18 protein-coding genes are annotated in these 24025 nt (G+C 55.0%); 14 read left to right on the top strand and 4 right to left on the bottom strand.

Annotation, left to right across the window (positions count from 1 at the left end; translation table 11 throughout):
* The first annotated feature begins 946 nt into the window (after positions 1 to 946).
* Entirely contained in the window at positions 947 to 3472 is a 2526-nt protein-coding gene (locus KY496_RS16365) for a heavy metal translocating P-type ATPase (RefSeq protein ID WP_219861576.1), read from the top strand.
* A complete protein-coding gene (locus KY496_RS16360) occupies positions 3469 to 4101 on the top strand; it encodes a cation transporter (protein WP_219861574.1) in 633 nt (210 codons plus the stop codon). Before KY496_RS16365 ends, KY496_RS16360 begins: the two co-directional genes overlap by 4 nt.
* A 35-nt stretch (positions 4102 to 4136) precedes the next feature.
* On the opposite strand, the gene cadR is transcribed toward KY496_RS16360, so the two are convergent.
* Positions 4137 to 4529, bottom strand: coding sequence for a Cd(II)/Pb(II)-responsive transcriptional regulator (cadR, locus tag KY496_RS16355; RefSeq protein WP_219861572.1), 393 nt, complete (start codon positions 4527 to 4529; stop codon positions 4137 to 4139).
* A 91-nt stretch (positions 4530 to 4620) separates the two neighbouring features.
* Here cadR and KY496_RS16350 point away from each other — a divergent pair, with 91 nt between their 5' ends.
* The 5 genes from KY496_RS16350 (at position 4621) to KY496_RS16330 (ending at position 13204) form a co-directional block, all read left to right on the top strand.
* Positions 4621 to 6882, top strand: a complete 2262-nt coding sequence (locus KY496_RS16350; RefSeq protein ID WP_219861570.1) for a heavy metal translocating P-type ATPase — start codon at positions 4621 to 4623, stop codon at positions 6880 to 6882.
* A gap of 26 nt (positions 6883 to 6908) precedes the next feature.
* Positions 6909 to 7283, top strand: coding sequence for a hypothetical protein (locus tag KY496_RS16345; protein ID WP_219861569.1), 375 nt, complete (start codon positions 6909 to 6911; stop codon positions 7281 to 7283).
* A gap of 272 nt (positions 7284 to 7555) precedes the next feature.
* Entirely contained in the window at positions 7556 to 8734 is a 1179-nt protein-coding gene (locus KY496_RS16340) for a TolC family protein (RefSeq protein WP_229520293.1), read from the top strand.
* Positions 8731 to 9978: an efflux RND transporter periplasmic adaptor subunit gene (locus tag KY496_RS16335; protein ID WP_219861565.1), complete on the top strand. Its 1248-nt coding sequence runs from the start codon at positions 8731 to 8733 to the stop codon at positions 9976 to 9978. Before KY496_RS16340 ends, KY496_RS16335 begins: the two co-directional genes overlap by 4 nt.
* A 13-nt stretch (positions 9979 to 9991) precedes the next feature.
* A complete protein-coding gene (locus KY496_RS16330) occupies positions 9992 to 13204 on the top strand; it encodes a CusA/CzcA family heavy metal efflux RND transporter (RefSeq protein WP_219861563.1) in 3213 nt (1070 codons plus the stop codon).
* Between the two features lie 119 nt (positions 13205 to 13323).
* Here KY496_RS16330 and KY496_RS16325 read toward each other — a convergent pair whose 3' ends face one another.
* On the bottom strand, positions 13324 to 15171 hold the full coding sequence (locus KY496_RS16325; protein ID WP_219861561.1) for a phosphoethanolamine transferase: 1848 nt from the start codon (positions 15169 to 15171) through the stop codon (positions 13324 to 13326).
* A 200-nt stretch (positions 15172 to 15371) separates the two neighbouring features.
* Between KY496_RS16325 and KY496_RS16320 the strand changes: the two genes are divergently transcribed.
* The 7 genes from KY496_RS16320 (at position 15372) to KY496_RS16295 (ending at position 21710) form a co-directional block, all read left to right on the top strand.
* On the top strand, positions 15372 to 15779 hold the full coding sequence (locus tag KY496_RS16320) for a diacylglycerol kinase (RefSeq protein ID WP_219861559.1): 408 nt from the start codon (positions 15372 to 15374) through the stop codon (positions 15777 to 15779).
* Positions 15780 to 15973: 194 nt separating this feature from the next.
* On the top strand, positions 15974 to 17641 hold the full coding sequence (locus KY496_RS16315; RefSeq protein ID WP_219861557.1) for a phosphoethanolamine transferase: 1668 nt from the start codon (positions 15974 to 15976) through the stop codon (positions 17639 to 17641).
* Between the two features lie 152 nt (positions 17642 to 17793).
* Complete coding sequence (locus KY496_RS27460) at positions 17794 to 18162, top strand: DUF2946 family protein (RefSeq protein WP_349680680.1); 369 nt, start codon at positions 17794 to 17796, stop codon at positions 18160 to 18162.
* Between the two features lie 310 nt (positions 18163 to 18472).
* On the top strand, positions 18473 to 19060 hold the full coding sequence (locus KY496_RS16310) for a hypothetical protein (protein WP_219861555.1): 588 nt from the start codon (positions 18473 to 18475) through the stop codon (positions 19058 to 19060).
* 60 nt (positions 19061 to 19120) lie between these two features.
* Positions 19121 to 19705, top strand: a complete 585-nt coding sequence (locus tag KY496_RS16305; RefSeq protein ID WP_219861553.1) for an SIS domain-containing protein — start codon at positions 19121 to 19123, stop codon at positions 19703 to 19705.
* 63 nt (positions 19706 to 19768) lie between these two features.
* Entirely contained in the window at positions 19769 to 20452 is a 684-nt protein-coding gene (locus tag KY496_RS16300) for a response regulator transcription factor (protein ID WP_219861550.1), read from the top strand.
* Complete coding sequence (locus tag KY496_RS16295; protein ID WP_219861549.1) at positions 20445 to 21710, top strand: HAMP domain-containing sensor histidine kinase; 1266 nt, start codon at positions 20445 to 20447, stop codon at positions 21708 to 21710. The genes KY496_RS16300 and KY496_RS16295 overlap by 8 nt, the downstream gene beginning before the upstream one ends.
* A 64-nt stretch (positions 21711 to 21774) precedes the next feature.
* On the opposite strand, the gene KY496_RS16290 is transcribed toward KY496_RS16295, so the two are convergent.
* Together KY496_RS16290 and KY496_RS16285 are read right to left on the bottom strand one after the other, a co-directional pair.
* Complete coding sequence (locus tag KY496_RS16290; RefSeq protein ID WP_219861547.1) at positions 21775 to 22494, bottom strand: isoprenylcysteine carboxylmethyltransferase family protein; 720 nt, start codon at positions 22492 to 22494, stop codon at positions 21775 to 21777.
* 39 nt (positions 22495 to 22533) lie between these two features.
* Positions 22534 to 23244 (bottom strand): methyltransferase domain-containing protein, encoded by a 711-nt coding sequence (locus tag KY496_RS16285; RefSeq protein WP_219861545.1) that lies wholly within the window; start codon positions 23242 to 23244, stop codon positions 22534 to 22536.
* Between the last annotated feature and the right edge of the window lie 781 nt (positions 23245 to 24025).

Raw genomic sequence — 24025 nt, 5'->3', positions numbered from 1 at the left:
CGCACTGAGAGAAAAGATGAGGATATCCAAATGGCACTATTTTGGCGCACATCGCTGTGTCAATGACTCGCCAAAAAAAGCAAAAGCTGCAATTAGGCTGCTGGGTATGTCGCCAGAGTTTCGGTTGCTATCGCATGCGGTGACTTATCAGTGACTGATTAACGATTATACGAAACGCAAAATTCGAGATTATAAAACACTGATTTTTAGGCGGGAAGTGTGCGCCATCGGGTCTTATGATCAATCCCTTCGACGACCTTCCTAAACATAAATCACGGGCTACTCAAGTAGAAGACCCAACTCCACCTTCATCTGTTTTACTTGAGTCGGATTTTTTTCGATTCTTTCGGGCGTTTAACGAGTCGACCATTGTCGCCATTCTTCCTGCGATGCCGATCTGAAATTTTCAGCCACAGCAGAAATCCGAACATTGCCAATAAAAAAAATATCCCACCAATCAAGACAGCTTCCATGAGTGCATCATGTTGCCGGAAGGCATCTGGAGCTGGCGTTTTCATTGGAAGTAGTTTTTTAAAAGAGACACTACCACAGAGTGGCGTAGCAGAATTCTATCGGAATTGAAGTTTGACATATTTTTCGGTAGCGTACCACCGTAGTCTTCGTGATTCCTCTCTAAATTCAAGCTGCTCCGTTGAAAGCATTCTTCGCTCTCAATCGCTAAGGATGTTTTCAGAGATTTTTTAACGTGCATTTAACGCCTTGAGTTTATGATAAGTTCACACTGTGTTCGCCTTGTAAACGACAGTAGGTCCTCTCGTAGGGGGGGCGGGGCTCATGGATCTGCCTAATTGCTGGGGATCGAAGTTTCGTTCAATTAATAACTGAACACAGTGTTGTATTGAAAGAAAAATCCCGTCTATCAACGTGTGCCTAGTAGCGACAGGGGGCACTTTGAGTATGGCTTAAATTGTTGTAAAGGAATTTGATGGCTGACTCGACAAGCACTCTTCGACTGGACATACCGATCCTAATTCCTCAGGTTACCCAAGGAGATGATGCTATTGTCGGTCAGCTGCTTGGCGAGCTAAGCGGCAGGATTGGAGTGGTTAAAGCTCACGTGAAACCGCATTCAGACACTGCGCCAGCGCAGCTTTGCATTCACTACGACCCGACTCTTATTCCGCTCGCGCGCTTACGAGAGCTAGTTGAAGCAAGTGGCGTACGCGTCAGTGAACGTTTCGGCCATCTCCTTTGGGATACGGATGGTATCGGACATACTCGTCGAGCTCGTACCGTGAGCGAACGGTTGTGCGCATTACCTGGCGTGTTAAGCGCAGAGGCCAGTGCGAGTGGCGTGGTGCATATCGACTTCGACCGCGATGTCATCGGGGAAGATGCATTGCTTACAGCCTTACTGGCGTTAGGTGTTAGACGTCAGCAACTAAGCAATTCGGAGGTGCATGAGCATACACACCGAAAGTCGGAAGAGCCCGGCCACGAGCACAAGCACGGGGATGGGCAAGAGCATGAACATAAACACGAACACGGAGGGCTATTCGGTGCCAATACTGAGCTGATCTTCGCGCTTGGCAGTGGCGCAATGCTTGGCGCAGGGTTTGTCGTCGGCAGATGGATCGACGCTGCGCCGTCGTGGCTGGAATTAGCCTGCTATCTTGCCGCCTATTTTTTTGGCGGATTCTACACGCTGCGCGAGGCAGTCGATAACCTGAAGCTACGGCGTTTCGAGATTGATACCCTAATGCTGGTAGCTGCCGCCGGCGCCGCGGCGCTTGGATCCTGGGCAGAGGGAGCGTTGCTGCTGTTCCTGTTCAGCCTTGGACATGCGCTGGAACACTATGCAATGGGCCGTGCCAAACGTGCGATCGAGGCGTTGGCGGAACTTGCTCCTGAAACAGCTACGGTGCGGAGGGACGGGGCTACAGCGACTGTGCAGGTTGAGGAGTTGGTCGTCGGCGACATCGTACTTGTTAAACCTAACGAGCGCTTGCCTGCTGACGGTTTCATCACTGCCGGCGACTCGGCGATCGATCAGGCACCCGTAACCGGCGAAAGCATCCCCGTCGACAAGCGCGCGGTGATGGATGCGGCCCAAGCGCGCGCACGTCCAGACAGTGTGGATGCCAATTCCCGAGTGTTCGCGGGAACTATCAATGGAGCTGGCTCGCTTGAGGTCGAGGTAACACGACGCTCTGGCGAATCGGCGCTTGCCCGCGTGGTCAAGATGGTCAGCGAGGCCGAGACGCGCAAATCGCCGACGCAACGCTTGACCGACAAGTTTGAACGCATCTTCGTTCCAGCGGTGCTATGCCTGGTGGTGGTACTGCTATTCGCCTGGGTGGTCGTCGATGAGCCATTCCGCGACAGCTTTTACCGAGCGATGTCTGTACTCGTGGCAGCCAGTCCATGTGCGCTGGCGATCGCCACTCCGAGCGCGGTATTGTCTGGTATTGCGCGTGCCGCGCGTGGTGGCGTACTGATCAAGGGCGGTGCACCACTAGAAGAGTTGGGTGCTTTGAATGCCATGGCTTTCGACAAGACTGGCACATTAACCGAGGGGCGTCCACGCATCACCGACGTTGTACCAGTCGACGGCACGAGTGAGGAGGAGTTGCTGGAAGTGGCGGTCGCAGTCGAGTCGCTCAGTGACCATCCGCTGGCCGCGGCGATCGCACGCGATGGGCGAGAGCGCCTCGGCGGACACTCGGTGCTTGAGGCCGGTGATCTGCGCAACCTGATTGGACGTGGCGTCAGCGCCATTGTGGCGGGCGTTCCGGTTTGGATAGGCAAGGTGGAGATGTTCGGCGTCGATGGCGTGCCCGCGCTTGGCATGTCCTCGCGCGCCGCTGCCGAACGCCTACGTGAGGCTGGGCGAACTACCATGGTCGTCCACCGGGGAGGGCGTGACCTTGGCACCATCGGCTTGCTCGACACGCCGCGTCCCGGTGCACGAGAAGCGCTGCAGCGGCTGCGTGAACTTGGCATCGAACGAATGATCATGATTTCGGGCGACCACCGCAAAGTTGCCGATGCAATCGCCAACGATGTCGGCCTTGACGAAGCTTGGGGCGACTTAATGCCCGAAGATAAAGTGGAAGCAATCCGAAAGCTGCGCGAGCAGACCAGAGTGGCCATGGTCGGGGATGGCGTCAATGATGCGCCCGCAATGGCCAATGCCACGGTGGGCATAGCGATGGGCGCTGCCGGCTCCGACGTAGCGCTCGAGACGGCTGATGTAGCGCTGATGGCCGATGACCTGCGGCACCTGCCGTTTGCTGTCGGGCTGAGCCGGCATACAAGACGAATCATCCGCCAGAATGTTTTTGTCAGCCTTGGTGTCGTGGCGATTCTTATTCCCGCTACGATCCTGGGCTTAGGCATTGGCCCAGCAGTTGCAGTGCATGAAGGCTCGACGTTGCTGGTTGTATTCAATGCCCTGCGCCTGCTGGCGTATCGCGGCGCTGACGACAAGGAAGCGGCGGGTCAAGCATGAGCGGCGATCATTCGATCGCCACTGGTGCTAAACAAGATGAGGCTGGCGCACGCGAGCAGAAGTCGGCATTGCTAAAGGTCATGTTCATCAACGCGGCACTGGCTGCTGGCCTGTTCGTGGCCGGGCGGGCATCGGATTCCAGCGCCCTGGTAGCTAATGCACTCGACAATCTGTCGGACGCGACGACTTACGCTATCAGCTACTTCGCCGTAAGCCGGGCGGTGAAGTGGAAGGCGGCGGCTGCAGCCATAACGGGCGTCATGCTATTGATGCTTGCAGCAGGCGTGCTTATCGACGCGTGGGATCGCTATCGCACCGGCTCGGAACCGGTCGGGCCGACAATGGTCGTGATGGCGTTCCTTGCCGTTGGTTTGAATTACTGGTGTATCAGGATATTGCGATCGTTTCAGAAGCAGGACGTCAATCTGCGCGCAGCCTGGACTATGAGCGTTAACGATTTCGCATCGAACCTTGGGATTTTCGTCGCGGGCGGGTTGGTGTTTTTCTTCGGTAGCAATTGGCCTGATCTGCTAGTTGGCGCCGCGATTGCGCTCGTCGCAGTGTACGGCGGCGTTACGACGCTGCGCGACGCCTACCACTCTTGGAAAGGATCAGCTGTGAAAAGCTGATCCCGCTGCCCAGTACCGGGATATCAATCTCCCAGTCAGGACGATCCCAGGGCATTTAGGATCGCGCACGAGCGCGTTGCATCGGTTTCGCAGCACTGGCTACGCAATTGGCGCAGCTGCGATTCCAGCGATGACAGGGCGGTAATTCTTTGATTGACCTCGGCGATATGCCTGTCGAGCAGGTCGTTGACCTCGATACAGCTCTGATCTGGATTGTCGCGCAAGTCCAGCAACGTACGGATCTCGTCAAGCGTCATGTCAAGTGCACGGCAGTGGCGAATAAAGCTCAATCTGTCTGCATGGGCCTGCTCATAACTGCGGTAGTTGTTCGCGCTGCGCTCAGGCGGCAAGAGAAGCCCGACACGTTCATAGTAGCGAATTGTCTCCACCAAACAGCCAGAACGTTCCGCTAATTCGCCGATTTTCATCTTGCGCACCTCATTTTTGCAAATAATCCTTGACCCTGTACCAGGTACAGGCCTTTAAATGGGAACTATACACAGTTTTCAGGGAGTCGATATGTCGGAATGCCAATCCAAGGGCTGCTGCGCCGCCAGGCCGCAGCTACAGGCTTCGCCGACCATCCGCTTTGCCGATGCCGAGCAGCGTCAACTGACGGTCAACATTGCACAGATGTGCTGTCCGACGGAAGAGCGGGTGCTGCGCCAGGCACTCACCAAGCTCGACGGTGTGGATGAACTCGGATTCAATCTACTTCAGCGCGAATTGCGCATCACGCATACGCTGACCGACCCTGCGCCGATTCTCGATATGATTCGCTCGCTCGCAATGGTGCCAGTCGTCGCCCAGCCGCAAGGCGTGCGAGCGGAATCGACGGAGCGCGCATCAAGCGTAAACCCGACGCCTGCTTCTGTGGCTATTTCACCGGCTCGGTCAGGAGCGCCTTTCATCAAGTTGCTGGTGGGCCTGGTTGCCGCCATCGGCGCCGAAGTGCTGGCTTGGACTAGCGGTGATGGACACTCGTGGCCGGTGATTCTAATGGCGCTCGGAGCAATCGCGCTCACTGGCCCGGAAGTCTACCGTAAGGGTTGGGTCGCGTTGCGACACCGCGACCTGAACATCAACGCGCTGATGTCGATCGCCGTCACCGGTGCTGTCCTGATCGGCCACTGGCCGGAGGCAGCGATGGTGATGGTGTTGTTCGCACTGGCTGAGTTGATCGAAGCGCGTGCACTCGACCGTGCACGCAATGCCATCCAGAGCCTAATGGCATTGAGTCCAGATCGCGTCACCGTGCGTAAGGAAGGCGGTGAATGGGCCGAGGTTGACGCGTATGGCGTCACTGTGGGAGCGTTGGCGCGGGTTGCGCCAGGCGAGCGAGTGGCACTGGACGGTGAAGTAACGGCTGGGGAGTCGGCCGTTAACCAGGCACCGATCACAGGTGAAAGTATGCCAGTGTCAAAAACTGTCGGAGACAAAGTATTCGCCGGCACCATTAACGAAAGCGGCTCATTCGAGTACCGCGTCACGGCGCCGCACGACAATTCGACGCTGGCGCGCATTGTGCGCACGGTGCAGGAAGCACAGGGCAAGCGCGCACCGACACAGCGTTTCGCTGATCGTTTCGCGGCAGTCTATACGCCAACCGTGTTCGTAGTGGCCCTGCTGGTGGCCGTGCTGCCGCCACTCCTAATGGGCGGCGCTTGGGAAGACTGGATCTACAAGGCCTTGGTGTTGCTGGTCATCGCGTGCCCGTGCGCACTGGTGATCTCGACGCCTGTCACAGTCGTCAGTGGACTGGCGCGCGCAGCGCGCGCCGGCATCCTGGTCAAGGGCGGCGTATACCTGGAGCAGGGCGCGGCCCTGCGCAGCGTGGCACTGGACAAAACTGGCACCATTACCAAAGGCCAGCCCGCGCTGTCCGATGTACTGCCGGTGAATGGCGATGCGCCATCAGCGCTACGGCTGGCGGCGACGCTGGCGGCGCGTTCCGACCATCCAGTATCTGGTGCGGTCAGCCGCCATTGGCAGGGCGCGCCCACGAGTGAGCCGTTGTCCGAGGTGCACAATTTCTCGGCACTGCCGGGGCGTGGCATACGGGGCCAAATTGACGGCATCGAATACTATCTAGGTAATGGCCGAATGCTGGCCGAACTCGGTAGTGCCGATGCGGGCGCCGCCCATGTGATGGCTGGCCTAGAAGCCGAAGGCAAGACCGCAGTAGCATTGTGCCAAGGCGTGCGTGTACTGGCGGTGATTGGGGTGGCCGATACTGTCCGCGCAACTAGCGTGGAAGCAATCGCGCGGCTGCATCAGCTTGGCGTGCGCACGCTCATGCTCAGCGGCGATAACGCGGTTGCCACAGGCGCCATCGCGCGCGAGGTCGGCATCGACGATGCACGTGGCGCTTTGCTACCCGATGAAAAACTGGCGGTGATCACTGCCGAGGTCGAGCGCTATGGTACCGTTGGCATGGTCGGCGATGGAATTAACGACGCGCCAGCTCTGGCACGCGCGAGCATCGGCTTTGCGATGGGTGCGGCAGGCACCGACGCCGCTATCGAAACTGCCGACGTCGCACTGCTTGAAGATGATCTGCGCAAGCTGCCTGAGTTCATCGTCCTGAGCCGCAGGGCCGGTGCGATCCTGCGCCAGAACATCGCGGCCGCATTGGGAATCAAACTGGTGTTCCTGGTGTTGGCAATTGGCGGATGGGCCACACTGTGGATGGCGGTTTTTGCGGACGTGGGAGCGAGCCTGTTGGTTATTTTTAACGGCCTGCGTTTATTGCGTGTGAAATTGCACCAGCGCAGCAATTAACGCATGCCGATGGTATACTTGACCCTATGACCCGCCGCATCCTCTCCTGCCTGCTGCTGATGCTCGCGTTCCAGTTCACCTGGAGTGCGATCAGTGCTTATTGCATGCACGAGTCGGGGGTAGCCGCCCAGCATCTCGGTCATCACCAGCACAAGCCGGAGTCAGGTGATCAGCCTGCGTATGAGAAACTGGCGGCTGCGGACGATGGCAAGCAGCCTTCGACCAAGAAGACTGCGCACTCGCATTGCTCATCCTGCGTCCATGCCGTCCTAGCTCCGGCAGCCGTCGCACCAGCGCATTACTTGCGACTCGCGAGCGTTGCGCCCGTCGGTAGCGACGTCAAATTCAATTCCATCATTCAGATCCCGCCTGAGCGCCCTCAGTGGCGCAGCGCCGTTTAAATCCGGCGTCAATTCCCCGCTTTTATCTAAGCCCATAATGTTCGTGGTCGCGTGCTGATGCGCGCGTCTAACGGCACTATTGTCGCCGGATAGCTTTCGATTCATTCATTTCGGAGTTATCTATGCATCCCAGACATTTGATCATGGGGGCGGTCATGCTGCTCGCGCAGTCAGCCCCCCTTTACGCACAATCCAGTGCGCCGGCCCACATGCTTCACGGAGCGGCAACCACAACATCAGCTGTGCCAGTCTCCACAGCAGAGCCGTTACCGTTGACTCTTCAGCAGGCGCTGCAGGCCGCTTACGCACGCAATCCGGACTTGAGAGCAGCGAGCCACGCCATCGGCATCGCCGACGGTGTGCGCCGGCAGGCTGGTGTCATCCCCAACCCTGAACTTTCCCTTTCTACGGAAGGTACGGATCGCCGTAGTCGGGTCGAAACGGTTGAGATCAGCCAAACTATCGAGCTCGGAGGAAAGCGTGGCGCACGCATCGCCGCGGCCGAACAAGAACGGCAACTGGCATTTGAGGCTGTGCGTGGCCGGCGCGCCGAGCTGCGTGCTGACGTCATGGCTGCTTATCTTGAGGCGCTGACCGTGCAAGAGCGAGTCGTGCTAGCGCAATCGTCCATCGAGATCGCCAGTCGAGCCACCAATGCAGCTACGCGCCGGGTTGCAGCGGGGAAGATTTCCCCGGTCGAACAGACACGATCCAGTGTCGCTGAGTCGGCAGTGCGCATCGAGCTGACCCAGGCGACGGCCGAGCTGGCAATCGCGCGACGCAGGCTTGCCGCGCTCATGGGCAGCACCGCCACCATCGAGCAGCCGCTGGTGACGCCGGAGCTCGAGTTTGCCGCCATTCCAGTCATGGCAGAGCTGGAACAACGTCTTGCCTCGGCGCCCCGCCTGCGGCAGGCCCAGGTTCAGGTATCGCGGCAGGACGCTCAGGTTGGACTTGAGCGGTCCTTGCGCATACCGGACATCCGCATCAGCGTAGGTAGCCAGCGTGACCGCCAACGTGGAGGCGCAACGCAAACCCTGTTAGGGCTGTCGGTACCACTGCCTCTATTTAACCGTAACCAGGGCAACCTCTCTTCGGCCCTGCAGCGTGCAGACCAGGCTCGTGATGAACTCGACGCTGAGCGGCTGCGACTGCACCAGGCGTTGGCCGATGCGCGCCAACGAGCCGAGGTAGCGCAGATCCAGCTTGATAGCCTGACGCGAGATATGGTGCCGGCTGCCCAGCAAGCCTATGACGCAGCAGTGACTGGCTTCGAGCTTGGTAAGTTCGGTTTCCTCGACGTTCTCGATACCCAACGCGCCTTGATTCTGGCGCGTACGCAATACCTGCGCGCGCTGTCCGAGCGCTACATGGCCGCGACCGATCTCGAACGTCTCGTGCCGGCCTCCGATGCCGGTAGCACAGCCATCTTCAAAGAAAGCATGCAATGACAACCCCAAGCAAGCAAAACAAAAAATCCCTGCCGTTGATCGCCGCGATCGTCGCGGTTGGTGCCATATTAGCGATGGTCATTCTGCTCTGGAACCGCGACGCAGGTGGTGATGACGGTCACGGGCACGGTGAAACTGAGCAAGTCGAGAAAGCCAAACCGACAGCCAAGGCCGACGCGGAAGGAAAAGAAGGCGGTGAGGAAGATCACGCCGATGAAGGCGTTATCAAGATCAATGCCGAGCAAATCAAGACCGCTGGTATCAGCACTGCAATCGCCGGTCCAGCCACAATCACTAACACCATCCGGCTTCCGGGCGAGGTGCGTGTGAATGAAGATCTGACCGCGCACGTGGTGCCGCGCCTGCCTGGCGTGGCCGAGTCTGCACCGGCTGAGCTGGGACAGATGGTAAAAAAGGGTCAGGTGCTGGCCGTGATCTCCAGCCCTGCGTTGGCGGATCTGCGCAGCGCACTGGATTCTGCCCAGACCCGGCTGACGCTGGCCAAAACGCTGTACGAACGCGAGAAAAAGCTGTGGCAAGACCGCATCTCGGCCGAGCAGGACTATCTCCAGGCCCAGCAGGCCTATCGCGAGGCCGAACTGGCAGTTCAGACTGCCCGATCGAAGCTTACTGCGCTTGACGTGAAGACCGGTGGCGGTGCATTGAACCGTTATGAATTGCGGGCACCATTCGATGGCATGGTTGTCGAAAAGCACATCACGTTGGGCGAAGCAGTACAGGAAAACGCTAATGTGTTCGTACTGAGTGATCTGTCACGGGTCTGGGTCGATCTCGCCGTCACTCCCAAAGATCTGGGAACCGTACGCAGTGGCGTCGATGCCACGGTCACGGCACCGACTGCCGGTTTGCGCGCCAACGGCAAGGTCAGCTATGTCGGCTCGTTGGTGGGCGCACAAACTCGCAGCGCGATTGCTCGTGTGGTGATCGCCAATCCAGAAGGCGCATGGCGCCCGGGTCTGTTTGTTGACGTGATGCTTGCTCAAGGCACTCGCACTGCCCCCGTCACCGTACCGGTTGCCGCCATTCAGACGATTGAGGATAAGCCAGCGGTGTTCGTCGTTACGGCAGAGGGCTTCCGCGCCCAACCGGTAAAAACCGGCACTGTCGACGGTCAGTCGATAGAAATCCTTGAAGGGCTCGCTGCTGGCGCGCGCTACGTGAATAACGGCAGCTTCGTGCTCAAAGCTGAGCTCGGCAAGGGCAGCGCCGAGCACGGACATTGAGGAGAAAGAATTCATGTTTGAACGAATCATACGTTTTGCCATCGACAGTCGATGGCTCATCATGGGGCTGGTTCTCGCGATGGCGGCAATCGGCGTTTACAACTACGGGCGTCTGCCGATCGACGCTGTGCCTGATATCACCAACGTCCAGGTCCAAATCAACACTTCGGCGCCAGGCTATTCACCTCTGGAGGTCGAACAGCGCATTACCTACCCGGTCGAGACTGTAATGGCTGGACTTCCAGGCTTGCAGCAAACACGCTCGCTGTCGCGCTACGGCCTGTCGCAGGTAACTGTCATCTTCAAAGATGGCACGGATATCTATTTCGCCCGCCAGCTAGTTAACCAGCGGTTGCAGGAAGCCCGTGAAGGCTTGCCCGAAGGGGCAACGCCGGTGATGGGGCCGATTTCGACTGGCTTGGGCGAGATTTATCTATGGACAGTGGAGACCGAAGAGGGCGCTAAGAAAGCAGACGGCAGCGAGTACACGCCGACTGATCTGCGCGAGGTACAGGACTGGATTATCAAGCCACAGCTACGTCAGGTTCCAGGTGTAACCGAGATCAATTCTATTGGTGGGTTCTCCAAGGAGTATCACATCACGCCTGATCCCAATCGTCTCAGCTCTTATGGCCTCGGTCTTGGCGATATCGCCCTTGCAGTCGAACGTAACAATGAGAACACGGGAGCAGGTTATATCGAGCGCTCGGGCGAGCAATTCTTGATCCGCGCACCAGGCCAGGTACGCACGATCGACGATATCCGGAATACAGTCCTCAAGAACGTGGACGGTGTGCCGGTGCGCATCCGTGATGTTGCAGACGTGGCACTGGGCAAGGAGCTGCGTACTGGCGCCGCGACCGAGAACGGAAAAGAAGTCGTGCTTGGCACCGTTTTTATGCTGATCGGCGAGAACAGCCGGCAAGTGTCGCAGGCAGTGGCCGAGAAAATGGAAGTGATCAACAAGACTTTGCCTGCGGGCGTAAAAGCCGTGCCGGTGTACGACCGCACCGTGCTGGTCGACAAGGCGATCTCTACCGTGAAAAAGAACCTGCTAGAAGGGGCGGTTCTGGTGATCGTGATCTTGTTCCTGTTCCTCGGCAATATCCGCGCCGCGATTATCACAGCGATGGTCATTCCGCTGTCGATGCTGTTCACCTTTACGGGCATGGTGACTTATAAAGTCAGTGCCAACCTAATGAGTTTGGGAGCGCTTGACTTCGGCATCATCATCGATGGTGCAGTCGTCATTGTCGAGAACTGCGTTCGTCGCCTGGCGCATGCGCAGGAACACCTCAAACGCAACCTGACGCTTAAAGAGCGTTTCCAAGAAGTTTTTGCTGCGGCTCAGGAAGCGCGCCGCCCACTGCTGTTCGGCCAGTTGATCATCATGGTGGTCTACCTTCCAATTTTTGCTCTCAGCGGAGTGGAAGGGAAAATGTTCCATCCGATGGCCTTCGCTGTCGTGATCGCGCTGCTCGGAGCGATGATCCTGTCGATTACTTTTGTCCCTGCTGCAGTTGCACTGTTCATCGGTAACCGCGTCGCTGAAAAGGAAAATCGTCTGATGGCGAAAGCCAGCCACCTCTATGCGCCGGCGCTGCGGATGGTGCTGCGCAACGGCCCAGTGGTACTGACGGGCGCAATCGTCGCGGTTGTCCTTTCTGGTTTGCTCGCAACCCGGTTGGGCAGTGAGTTCATTCCAAATTTGAACGAAGGCGATCTGGCTATTCAGGCGTTGCGGATCCCTGCGACCAGCCTCTCCCAATCGGTTGAGATGCAGAAAAAACTTGAGGTTGGCCTGAAAGCGAAGTTTCCAGAGATCGAGCGCATCTTCGCTCGTACGGGTACGGCCGAGATTGCCTCTGATCCGATGCCGCAGAATATTTCGGACGGTTACATCATGCTCAAGCCCGAGGCCGAATGGCCGAAGCCGAAGCGTAGCCATTCTGAACTTGTGGAAGCAATTCAGGAAGAGGCGGCGAAGTACACGGGCAATGCGTATGAGTTTTCGCAGCCGATTCAGCTCCGTTTCAACGAACTGATCTCAGGCGTGCGCAGCGATGTCGCGGTCAAGCTGTACGGCGACGACATGGATGTGCTGACTCAGACAGGCGCACGCATAGCCGCTGTATTGCAGCGGGTTTCTGGAGCGGCGGAAGTCAAAGTGGAGCAAACGACTGGCCTACCAATGCTCACGGTGAACATCGACCGCGACAAGACTGCACGCTACGGCTTGAACATGGCTGACGTCCAGGAGACGATCGCTGCTGCAACCGGTGGGCGCGAGGCAGGTACCATGTTCGAGGGTGATCGCCGCTTCTCGATTGTTGTGCGTCTACCGGAAGTACAACGCTCCGACCTCGATGCCCTGCGACGCCTTCCGATCCCATTGCCGGCCCAGCTCGGTACTGAGAGGGGGGCAGGTATTGGTCTGGGCGGTGCCCCTTCATCTGGTTCAGCCTTCATTCCGCTGGGCGAACTGGCGACCCTGGAGCTGGCGCCTGGCCCGAACCAGATCAGCCGAGAAGATGGCAAACGTCGCATCGTTATCAGCGCTAACGTGCGAGGGCGTGACATCGGCAGCTTCGTGCCAGAGGCCGAAGCAGCGATCGCAAGCAGCGTAAAGATCCCGGCGGGATACTGGATGAACTGGGGTGGCACCTACGAGCAGCTGCAGTCAGCCACGCAACGTCTGCAGATCGTTGTACCCTTGGCTCTGTTCCTGGTGTTCACGTTGCTGTTCATGATGTTCCGTAATGTGAAGGATGGTTTGTTGGTCTTCACAGGCATTCCGTTTGCACTGACCGGTGGTATTGTCGCCCTCGCGGCAAGAGGGATCCCATTGTCGATCACTGCGGCAGTTGGATTTATCGCGCTATCCGGTGTCGCAGTGCTGAACGGCTTGGTGATGATCTCGTTCATCCGGTCTCTGCGAGAAGGTGGGATGTCGCTTGACGAGGCGATTACACAAGGTGCGTTGACGCGCTTGCGCCCGGTGCTGATGACTGCCTTGGTCGCATCGCTGGGTTTCGTGCCTATGGCAATTGCAACGGGGACCGGCGCTGAAGTTCAGCGGCCACTGGCGACAGTTGTGATTGGCGGTATCCTGTCGTCAACCGTCCTGACGCTGCTGGTCCTGCCGCTTTTGTACCGTATGGCACACCGAAAAGAGGCCCAGGTGCAAACGCCTCGGTCGGAAGAGTCAGTCGCGGTCACTTACTGACCGGGAAAAGCGATGGACAGGAATACGAATTCCAGTCCATCGCGGATCGCCATGATAGGCGTTCTTATGGCGCCGGATGCGGAAGCATTCGGCAGCCTCGGTTCCTCGCGTGATACACCTCACTGATTAGAATTGCCCGCTCGAGTTGGAACATCTTGATCGTTGGCGACGACATTCCCTGGCGTAATCGGTGCGCGCCAGCGGTAGTCGCTGTCAAGAGCGCTGTAGCGCGAATCCTTGCCCTTCCAATCCAGCCTCAGCAGATCGGCAAGGATCCAGCTGGTCCAATCAGAGCGAAACGGATTTTCTGCGAGTTGGTCCGCTGACGGCCATGACTGGTTGCGCCATACAATCGCCGGAATGCGATAGCCCGCGCTAGTCTTCCTGCTGTGTCCTGCGAAGTTTCTGGTGTGACCGACCTCCTGTCCGTGATCAGATAAATACATCCAAGCGCGATGTTCATGCGTCGTCAGCGATGGCAGCTCGCGCAACATGTCGAGGGATTTCGCGACGACTGCGTCGTTGTATAGGATTGCAGAGTCATACCTTTTGCGTAGCTGGCCGATCCGCCACGAACGTCCGGCCGCACGTAGTCTCTGATCGATTTCGTCGTGGCGCTCGAATGCCTCAGCATGCTTCGGATAGCGCAGCTGATAGTGCGGGTGGGCCCCCATCAGATGCAGAACAATAAACTTGCGCGGGGCAGGATCGCTAAAGGCTGAGCTCAGATGAGGCAGCAATTGTTCGTCCAGGCCGCCCCCTGAACGGCCTGGACTGCGATTGGCAAGCACAACATCCCGCGCTAATCTGGCATGTTCTTGCTCGATGCCCATGTCATCGTGATTACTGATCCACCAAGTTCGATATCCTGCACTGCGCGCCACAGAGAGTATATGGGGATCCTCCCCGACGTGGTTGTCGTTGTCGAGTTCGAAGATCCGGTGTAAAGAGGGTAGGGTGCTGGCTTCGACGGACCATGCGTTGTCGAAGACGATCATGTTCCCGTTCAGCGTCTGCTGGAGCCTAGACATCGCCGGTGTCGTCGCACGATCGTAGCCGTATAGAGACATGTTGTCGCGGTTGACGCTGTCACTGATGACGAGCACAACTGTCGATGGGTGGTCGTCAGTCGTTTTCGCGCCGAGCGCGCTAGCAAGTTTTTGTGTCTCAAACCTGGCCTGATCGTACCTATGCCAATTCGCTCTGGTTTCTGTGATCGAACTGCTCAAATTCGTCCAAAACGCGATTGGGTGCAACTTGCGCCATGGTTTGACGATATAGGCAACCGCAGACAAACCAAGTAAAACGATCAGCACAGACAGCGTCATTGGCGCAAGCGTGCCCCGCCGCCGTCCGCAAGAGGCAAGACAAAGAGCCAGGAGCAGTAGTAAAGGCCCCAAGATAAGGTGAATGCCAACTGCCGTGTCGAGCGTGCGCGCATATTCCAAGCTTTCCCGTAAGCCGGTGTTTGCCAATGCTCCAACAATGAAGGTGCTATTGGGGGCTGCTTGATACGTGTTTATAATGTAGGCGCGAATCGCTGCATCAATAATGAAAATCAATGTCCAGATTCCGACAGCTATAGTGCGCAGCCGATGGCTTAATAATTGGGTGGTTGTCGCAAGTAACAATAAGGCGCCTGGCAGGAATAGAATCGTTAGCTGCAGTGCTCGTGAGAATGAGTGTGCCTGAAGCAGAAAGGCTAGGACAATAACAACTATCGCTACAACGGGAAAGAATGGTGCGAACGGGTTTGGTTTTGCGAATGATAATTTTCGGATGGCAGAGAGAAGCATATTCATGCTAAAAATTTCAGTAGCAATTTTGGAGAAGGCCGCATTACGTATGCGCATGTGGCGAATGTGATTTTTAACAGCACTGCGAGGAAGAGGAGAAATATTGATTGCGGTGCCGATTGGAAAGAAAATCGTCTGTCCAAGTAGCCGGGACACTACGTCGACATTCAATGGCTGTCAAGATGTCAAAGAATGTAATGCATATCGTTTCGATTTAACGAGATTTTTCACGATTTTTAACGCCATTTTCACGATTCAGAGTAGAGGATGAGGGATTTGAATCGGTTGGGCGACAGTTCTGGAAAATCCTCCCGTGATACTCCCTCTGCCGGCCACATGAATCTCTTTTCGGAATTTATATCGAGTATTCCATGAGTATCGAAGAACAGTATTTGAGCCAATACAAAAGCGTGGGCGGAGCTAAGCGAGTGAAAGATGCCCTCGGATATTCACTTAAGGGGCTGCGCACCGCTTGGGTGTCAGAGCATGCCTTCCGGCAGGAGCTACTACTGGTATGTCCTGGGGTAATCGTCGCTATGTGCGCGCCAGTTTCCAATATTGAAAAGGTTGCGCTAGCTGCTGTATTACTGCTTGTATTGGTGGTCGAGCTGTTGAATTCTTCTGTCGAGGCAGTAGTCGATAGGATATCGCTTGACTACCATCCATTGTCAGGTCGAGCTAAGGATCTTGGTAGCGCGGCAGTGTTCATGACGATCTTATTGGCCGCACTGACATGGGGGATGCTCTTCGTCCCCGCGCTTTTTTCAAGATTTTTTTGAATAAGCGATAGGGTGAGGTTAGGGAAAATCTGATAGAAGAATACTTTGCGCGTTGGTCGAAATTTTTGCCCTCTGTCTTGATGATCGATTTATCGCATATTTAACGCCAAGCCTACGTTGGCGTCACGCTGCGATCATTATTCTAGACAAATTCAGCTGCCTCTTGCGGCGCTGGTTTTTCTGGGGTAAATCAAGTGAAGCAAATCTTTGGACGGCGCCTAAGTTCCTTCGTTGTCGCAATAATTTCCGCGTTATATTTGTCGACGGTCGCCAATTCAGGCTTCTGGAGTAGTTATCTTGACTATGTAGATGGTGTAAATTTCGCTCGCGTTCCATTGCTCGTGGGGATGCTTGCGATCCTAATATTATTTTTCATCGGCATTTTAACGATATTTAGTTTTCGCCCAGTATTTAAGCCGTTTATCATTACTGCTTTCATGATTTCGGCGTTTGTTGGATATTTCATGCACCAGTATGGCATCGTTATAGACAAAACAATGATCCAAAACGTATTCGAGACCGATTTCAGGGAAGCTGCTGAGCTTTTCAACTGGAAAATGCTTGTCTCGCTCACCGTTTTTGGAATCGTGCCGTCTCTGTGGATTGCAGGCCTGGACATCGAGTATCTCCAAGGATTTCGTGGAATTCTGAGTCGACTGGCAATATTCGGAGGGGTGATCGTAGTCGCTGTCTTGCTACTCCTGTTGACGTTCAAAAGTCTGGCGCCAACATTTCGTCAGTACCACGAGTTGCGTTATCGGTTGACGCCAATGAATCTTGTTCAAGCGACCCAAGCCTATGTGGGTAGTCGGTTTCGCACCCCAATTGTGGTCAAAGCGTTGGGGCGCGACGCCATCAAAGGCCGGACTTGGACGGATGGGCGCAAGCCAGCATTCTTGGTGATTGTAGTAGGCGAAACCGCCCGCGCATCGAGCTTCTCAATGAACGGCTATGCGAACAACACTAACCCTCTGTTGTCGCGCCAAGCCGGACTGATCAACTTCACCAACGTTCAGGCCTGTGGCACTGCCACTGCGGTATCTCTCCCATGTATGTTCTCGACATTGGGGCGCAATGATTACGATGCGGCCAAAGCTCGCAGCCAGGAGGGACTGCTCGACGTCCTGTCCCACGCTGGCTTGAAAGTAGTCTGGCGTAGTAATAACTCAGGCTGTAAAGGTGTCTGTGATCGGGTCGAATTCCAGGATCTGTCAGTGCCCCAGCCAGATGCGCTACATTGCTCAGACGCAGAATGTTTTGACGAGCGTATGTTGGCGGATCTTCCGGAACTCATTGAAAAAACCAACAAGGATATTGTCCTTGTTCTGCACCAGAAGGGCAGTCATGGGCCGGCCTACTCCCGGAGATATCCTGCGCCGTTCGCAAAATTCGGCCCAGCGTGTGCGACGACCGATTTCCAGCAATGTAAACGCGAAGAAATCGTCGCCGCCTATGACAACACGATCCTTTACACGGACTACATCCTTAGTCAAACCATCGCCATGCTGGAGAGGGCGGCGATTGCGGGCACAGCGGACACAGCAATGCTCTACGTATCTGATCACGGAGAATCGCTGGGAGAACGAAACATGTATCTACACGGAGCGCCCTATTTGATTGCACCTGTCGAGCAGACGCACATCCCAATGATGGTGTGGATGTCAAATCCATTTAGCGAACGCTTCCGCATTGATCGGCAGTGTCTCGCAGCACGGCGGCAACAGCAATTTTCGCACGATAATTTCTTCCACTCGGTATTGGGCATGTTGGATATCAACAGTGTCATCCTGAATCCAGCACTGGACATCTTTAATCCGTGTGTTCGAACAGCCAAGCTGAGTGTGCCGAGCGCCGTCAACTAGGTGACGGCGGGGCACTAGCAAGGCAAGCTCAGCTGAGGTTTCGACCTGTAAGGCGCGAACGACTCACACTCGCATCTGCGGATTAGTGGCTGCCATCCACCGGGAAGGCTTCTAAGCGGCATTTTTGCACCGGCGATGCTATACTTCGCGTCATGACACGCCGGTTCGTCCATGTTTTACTACTCATGATTGCGCTGCAGTTCAGCTGGAGTGCAATCAGTGCTTACTGCACGCATGAGTCGGGGCTTGCTGCGCAGCATCTCGGTCACCATCAGCATAAAGCGGATGCGACTGAGCAAATTGCGTCGATCGAGCCTACCGGCGCAGCAGGCTCAAAAAAAGTTGGAAGTCTGCACTCCCACTGCCCATCTTGCAGTCACGCAGCGTCCACACCGGCCATTCTCGAGCAAACGACGTTATATGTTGTGGCGATCGATTCCCACACGGTCGCCAGTGACGCCGCGTTCACTTCCCTCATCCTGTCACCGCCTGAACGCCCACAGTGGCGCATAGCAGCGTAATCATTGCGACGTTTCGGCCGGGCCAACGCTTTCCTGCGTAATCAACGCGCCTGTCGCGTCGCTACAATCAAATCATAAAGTTACTCGACGCTTGGTAGTCCGATGGATGGCGCTAGCGCGCTCATCGGTTTCGCGGTGGGTATTCGGCACGCGCCAAAAGCTGACTGCGAAGCAGCCGCTTTGGCCACGATTGCCGACATCCGATCGGTCGTTCGGGCACCGAGCAGAGTATGAATGTCATCACGGGCACCCTGCGTGCCCAAGTAGGCCGGGCGATTGACCCAAGATGTCCCGGCTGAAAGGAATATCCATGACGCCAGAAACACAGTCACGGTGGCCAAGATCAATTTGGTCGCGCATCGACTTCTTCTGCCGTACTTTCATCGCCACTTGGACAGCAATCAGTGCAATCGTCCTCGATAGCATTTCATTGCATGCCACAGCCTTGTATATGGTGGCACTACTTGTCCTTTACACATCATCTACAAACGGAAGGAAAGGGCCGTCGGTCGATGCGCGTCCGCGTCTGTCATCGAGAATCTGGCTACTCGCGATTTTGTTAGCGCCGAGCCCTTTCCTCATCGGTGCCGGCGTGCATCGGCTTAACCACGTGCAGCCGCTCGATCCGACGATGATGCTGCTCGCCGCAAGCCCAGCCCTGATGTATGGGATGGTGCGTATGTTTCTGCGGTTTCGATCGGTTAGGTACAAGCGATCTAAGCTAGCACTTCCGGCATTGATTATGGCGCTCCCGTTTGCTGCTCCAGCGTTGGCGTCGGCCTGTCTCGCGCTCGGATTTGTAGAGGCAGACCCAGCACTTTGCCTTCTACTCATGCTGGTGTTGCTATTTGGGGTGTTGGGGCGCTATGTGGCGCAGTTCGGACAAATGCTGAACTGACGGCGCCGAGTTGGCGTCAATACTGGCAGCGGTAATCATTACATTACGGAGAATTTACAAATGGAATCAGATATCGTGAAAGCAGCATTGCTTGAAGCACATGCTGCATTAGAACGGCTAATGAACAATGAAACGCAGATAGCACGCATTCATGAGGCTGGAGCTGCACTCGCAAATGCTCTTGAGCAGGGCCGCCGGGTAATCAGTTGCGGTAATGGCGGATCCATGTGCGACGCCATGCACCTAGCTGAGGAGCTGTCTGGCCGTTTCAGAGGGGACCGAATTCCATTCGCTGCAGATGCAATTTCAGATCCGAGCTATATCAGCTGTGTCGCAAACGACTTCGGGTACGACCAAGTGTTCGCCAGGTATGTCCAAGGCCATGCACAAACAGGAGACGTATTGGTGGCGATAAGTACCAGTGGCTCGAGTCCTTCGGTAATTGCTGCCGCCTGCGCCGCACGCAATATGGGGTTAGTGGTTATTGCACTAACCGGCCGGCCGGGATCCGAGCTCGAGCAGTACGCCGACGTGTGCATATGTACTCCGGGCGGTCGCTTTGCCGATCGTTCACAGGAGCTTCACATCAAAGTGATTCATATTCTCATCGAATTGGTCGAAAACCATTTTTTTATATCGCAGTAACCTGACTTCGACCGCCATTTTTAGGCAGCGAGAATTGAAAATAACCTTATCTTGAGTGAATTAATGCGAGTATTAATTGTAGAAGACAATCCAGACATTCTTGCAACCCTGTATGGCTTTCTCGAGCCTAAGGGTTATATCCTTGATTCCGCCAGGAACGGTTATGGTGGCCTTGCGCTCATTTCCGAGAACGAGTACGACGCAATAGTTCTCGACCTGATGTTGCCGGGGATTAGTGGGATTGAGTTGTGCCAAAAAGTGCGTTATGAGTTTCAGCTGAATACTCCAGTGCTGATGTTGACCGCGCGCGATAGTCTAGCTGACAAGGCTTTAGGGTTCGAGAGCGGCGCCGACGATTACCTCGTTAAACCGTTCTCCGTGGCTGAGTTGGACATGCGATTGAGGGCAATGATGCGTCGCGCTATGGGGACTCACGGAGTAGACCGAGCGCTGCGGTTCGGGACACTCGTCTTCGACCCGGAACTCCAAGAAGTAACGCGTGACGGAGTCAAAGTCTTACTAACCCGCATCGGCTATGTGATGCTTCGTAGCTTGATGCTGGCGGCGCCCCGTATCGTGACTCGAGAAACACTTGAGCACGCGGTGTGGGGCGAAGATCGACCTGAGAGCGATGCACTTCGAACCCATATCCACTTTTTACGTCAAGGAATCGACAAGCCTTTCGAGCGTCCTATGCTCGTAACTATTCCCGGCGTTGGCTATCGACTGGTGATTCCAGATGCATAACAATTTTCTTTTGAGCCGGCGCATATTTTCAGCGTTCACGCTCTTCGGTTTCGTCTTGGCCGCTTGCTTTTCCGCACTGGTTGCCGTTGCCGTTGAGGGAATTGAAGTTCATCTCGTAGATAATCGGCTGGCGGAGGTGGAAAAGTGGGCGTTGCCACGTGACGCTGCAGGTATTGAAGTGGACTTGCCCGCAGGGCTTCGATTTCACCGAGGAGAAGACATCCCCAAATCGTTACGGGGTTTGCGTCCAGGGATCTCCGACTCGACGGTTGGACATGAGAACCTGCACGTGCTTGCTGGAGCTGACCAATTAGGACCATATGTCGTAGTCGATCATGGGAGTGACTATGAGGATGTAGAGCTAGTAGTTTACTCAACTTTTGCCGCGTTCTTTGCTTGTTGCGTTTTGTCTGCGGCGGCATTGGGCGGTTTCTTCGGACGTCGTATAGTGTCTCCCATCAGTGAATTAGCTACAGCAGTAGCTCAGGGGGCTCCTGTCCTGCCTCTCACTGACCGCAATGATGAGCTGGGGTTCCTCGCGAGAGCGCTTGAGGCACACACCGAACAATTGCGCAGAGTTCTCGACCGAGAACGTTTTTTCACCGGCGATGTCAGCCATGAACTTCGTACGCCGCTTATGGTCATTACTGGCTCTACCGAAATTCTGCTGGAGGGCGAGGTCGATGACCACAGGCGAGCAGCGGCCGTACGTGTTTATAAGGCCGCTCAAGAAGCCGCAGAGTGTATTAACGTCATGCTCCTGCTTGCGCGGGAACCAGAGTTAGGCGATTTCGAGCCGGTTTCGATTGGGGAAGTTGCACGCAAGGAAACCGAACGCTATCAATCCCTCGTTATCGACAAACCAGTACAGCTACTCTGTATTGGTAGCTCCCCGATTATCGTGCGCGCACCTGCGGAGCTATGCAAATCGGCAGTTTCTAATCTTATTCGCAATGCGTGCCAGTACACTGAACAGGGAGTAGTGACCGTTGTTCTCAATGGTACCTGCTTGATCGTCGAAGACACTGGGCCTGGACTACCAGAATCAGTACAGCGTACGCTCGGGCAGCGGGATCGTATGGCACCATCAAGCGGATCTGTGGGTACAGGACTTGGTTTGTCACTGGTGAAACGAATCTGCGATTACTTGAACGCTTCGTTCGCGTACGAGGCCAGACAAGGAGGTGGAAGCCGTTTCACTATCCGTTTTCAGGATGATTTAATTTCTCAAGAGAATCATTCTAGTGAGGCAGCATAGGCTTTTTACATCGCCTTTTCATGACGGCTAGTGAAGTTTGGCCAGCAGGTCCTAATATAAGTATTCAAGCAGTAAGTTTTCCAGACTTCTTCAGATTGCGCACGAAGACGTATGAGCTCAACCATACAGCGAAAGCGATCATTACCGTGCCGGCATCAGGAACGACAGCAATCCCCTGCACTTGATAACCGGACCAGTACTTTGCCAGAGCCAGCGCGAGAACAACGACAAACATTGTGTTGTACTCTTTGACGACTACTCGTTTCCAATTGAATGTCATGAGAGATATGGTGCGCTTCCATCCCCGGAAGTTAGGAAGCCACCGATTTACGTTTTTACAGTATCTACTATAATCATCCCCAAATTTCTCTTGCAGGTACGTTTCCTCGGCCGACACGATAGATATGTAGGCAATTAGCACAAATGGAAGAACGGTTAAGTAAAAGAGACTAGAGTGCACGACGAGTGCCAGACCGACGGCGAGAAGGATATTGCCAACGTAAAGAGGGTTCCTGCAATGGCTGAATACGCCACCAGTTATAAGCTTGCTGGCATATACTTGGCGATTTCTTCCGCCACGCTCAATGTACTCGTAGCCAATCGTGATAATTCTGAGCCCTTGTCCGAGCAGCGCAATGCTGATTCCAGCGATGTCGAATGCAAGATTCAAGGAAGGAAGATTCATGGGATAAGACGAGGTGCCGAAATATATCGCCGCTAAAAATACGATGGGGCCGATTATATTGCGATAACGAAAGAAGTATGTCCCGAGTTTGTGAAACATATGGTGCCTTGGAGGATTAAGCAATTGATTTTCTACTGATCATTTTATGGCTAGGAAGCCCTCGAAGCAGACATATTTCTGAATGCTAATGATGTCGGAAAACCCGGATCGTCTCAGCATATCGATGTTCCCCTCAGTAGAGAATGGTTCCATTACCCCTTTTATGCTGCGCGTTTTGTTGATGATCTCGGCCTCACTAAAGCCGTTCTTTAATTTGAATTCCGTGTAGACCTGATTCGCGTAGTCTTGAAAGCGACTGTCTGTCGCTCGAACTTTCTCAAACATGAAGAATGCTCCGCCCCAGTTCAATGACTGATAGATTGCGTCGAGGAGTGTCTGCCTCACGCGTGGAGGTAAAAATTGGATTGTATAATTGGCGACTACCATATCAGATTTCTTCATATCTAAGTCAAGCGCATTTCCCACCACAAACGAGAGACGGTCATCATCAACGAAGCGGCGTGATGCGAAGTCGATCATATCTTGGACTGTATCGATTCCGATCATCTCCAAATTGCGTTTGTGTTCATGGTGACGAGCGAGTTTTTCGAGAAACTTTCCAGTAGAGCAGCCGATATCATAAATCACACTGTCCGGCTTCAGAAAAAAATCGCTGTAATGACAAATCAGCTCATGTCCCTGATTGTAAAGTGGAATCGATTTTCTAATGTGTTCGTCGAAGTCCTCACTAATGTTTTCGAACGACCATCCAGCATTGTGCTGGTTGATATTTTTGTCAACGTTGACCATATTGCTAATCTCTAAGGATAAATAGTTAAAGTATTGTCCGTGTCGGAAGATCGTGGGGGCATTAAATTCACGTTATGTCGCCGTTAAAGATACCGACAATGCTTTCTTTTTGTCATCAATTCGTGTCGATTTTGGTCGAAACGGGTTCCGTCATTCCTCACTTTTCCGCGCGAACGAGTTGGGACGCTCTGGGCTAGAGCGCGGTTTGATCGTCACAAATCGATCACTGCTCCTCTCCTTGATGTAGTCCATGTCGGCATCGTTGGCCGCTACGGGAACGGGGATAAGTTCTATTAACAGCGACGAGTGATTGCCCGTGTGTCCGGGCAGGATAGCTTTGCTAATTCAGTGTGCCGGCGTTGTAAGTGACAAATCGTAGGCAAGCAGCCAGCCGCGGCTTTTGTAAAGCGTCCAAGATAGCCGAGCGCCAGATCGCACACGAGGATGTCTAGGTAAGCTACGTGCCGATCAGCCCTGTATTTTTAGTTGTTCACCTGCCGCATTAGGCTTGTCTCGCTTTGAGAAGGATTGCAGTACGAAATGCGCGTTGCAGCATCGCGTTACACCCACAGATCGGCTCACTGGAGACGACGTGTTGAACGAAGCCGTCGGTGTTCGAGAGTAGAGACAAGTACTGAGAACCCACCCTAGTAGTTGGGAGGAAGTTCACGTAGAGGCATGACGGATGTAAGCGACGCTTGAGGAGGACTCATGGCAAGCCATGCAACGACGAGTAGGGGAGCGCACGCTTGCCATTCGCGACAGGAACGACTCACGCTTT

This window comes from Massilia sp. NP310 (assembly GCF_019443485.1).
GTDB classification, from domain to species: Bacteria; Pseudomonadota; Gammaproteobacteria; order Burkholderiales; family Burkholderiaceae_D; genus Telluria; species Telluria timonae.
Note: the sequence above shows the minus strand (reverse complement) of the source record. Positions and strands in the feature narration are given on the sequence as shown.

What these genes read in the sequence shown, in the direction of transcription:
- KY496_RS16345 (WP_219861569.1), top strand. Translation starts at nt 6,909, where the DNA reads ATGACCCGCCGCATCCTCTCCTGCCTGCTGCTGATGCTCGCGTTCCAG.
- KY496_RS16285 (WP_219861545.1), bottom strand. Translation starts at nt 23,244, where the DNA reads ATGGTCAACGTTGACAAAAATATCAACCAGCACAATGCTGGATGGTCG.
- KY496_RS16310 (WP_219861555.1), top strand. Translation starts at nt 18,473, where the DNA reads ATGACGCCAGAAACACAGTCACGGTGGCCAAGATCAATTTGGTCGCGC.
- KY496_RS16305 (WP_219861553.1), top strand. Translation starts at nt 19,121, where the DNA reads ATGGAATCAGATATCGTGAAAGCAGCATTGCTTGAAGCACATGCTGCA.
- KY496_RS16335 (WP_219861565.1), top strand. Translation starts at nt 8,731, where the DNA reads ATGACAACCCCAAGCAAGCAAAACAAAAAATCCCTGCCGTTGATCGCC.
- KY496_RS16360 (WP_219861574.1), top strand. Translation starts at nt 3,469, where the DNA reads ATGAGCGGCGATCATTCGATCGCCACTGGTGCTAAACAAGATGAGGCT.
- KY496_RS16295 (WP_219861549.1), top strand. Translation starts at nt 20,445, where the DNA reads ATGCATAACAATTTTCTTTTGAGCCGGCGCATATTTTCAGCGTTCACG.
- KY496_RS27460 (WP_349680680.1), top strand. Translation starts at nt 17,794, where the DNA reads ATGACACGCCGGTTCGTCCATGTTTTACTACTCATGATTGCGCTGCAG.
- KY496_RS16350 (WP_219861570.1), top strand. Translation starts at nt 4,621, where the DNA reads ATGTCGGAATGCCAATCCAAGGGCTGCTGCGCCGCCAGGCCGCAGCTA.
- cadR (WP_219861572.1), bottom strand. Translation starts at nt 4,529, where the DNA reads ATGAAAATCGGCGAATTAGCGGAACGTTCTGGCTGTTTGGTGGAGACA.
- KY496_RS16290 (WP_219861547.1), bottom strand. Translation starts at nt 22,494, where the DNA reads ATGTTTCACAAACTCGGGACATACTTCTTTCGTTATCGCAATATAATC.
- KY496_RS16330 (WP_219861563.1), top strand. Translation starts at nt 9,992, where the DNA reads ATGTTTGAACGAATCATACGTTTTGCCATCGACAGTCGATGGCTCATC.
- KY496_RS16320 (WP_219861559.1), top strand. Translation starts at nt 15,372, where the DNA reads ATGAGTATCGAAGAACAGTATTTGAGCCAATACAAAAGCGTGGGCGGA.
- KY496_RS16365 (WP_219861576.1), top strand. Translation starts at nt 947, where the DNA reads ATGGCTGACTCGACAAGCACTCTTCGACTGGACATACCGATCCTAATT.
- KY496_RS16300 (WP_219861550.1), top strand. Translation starts at nt 19,769, where the DNA reads ATGCGAGTATTAATTGTAGAAGACAATCCAGACATTCTTGCAACCCTG.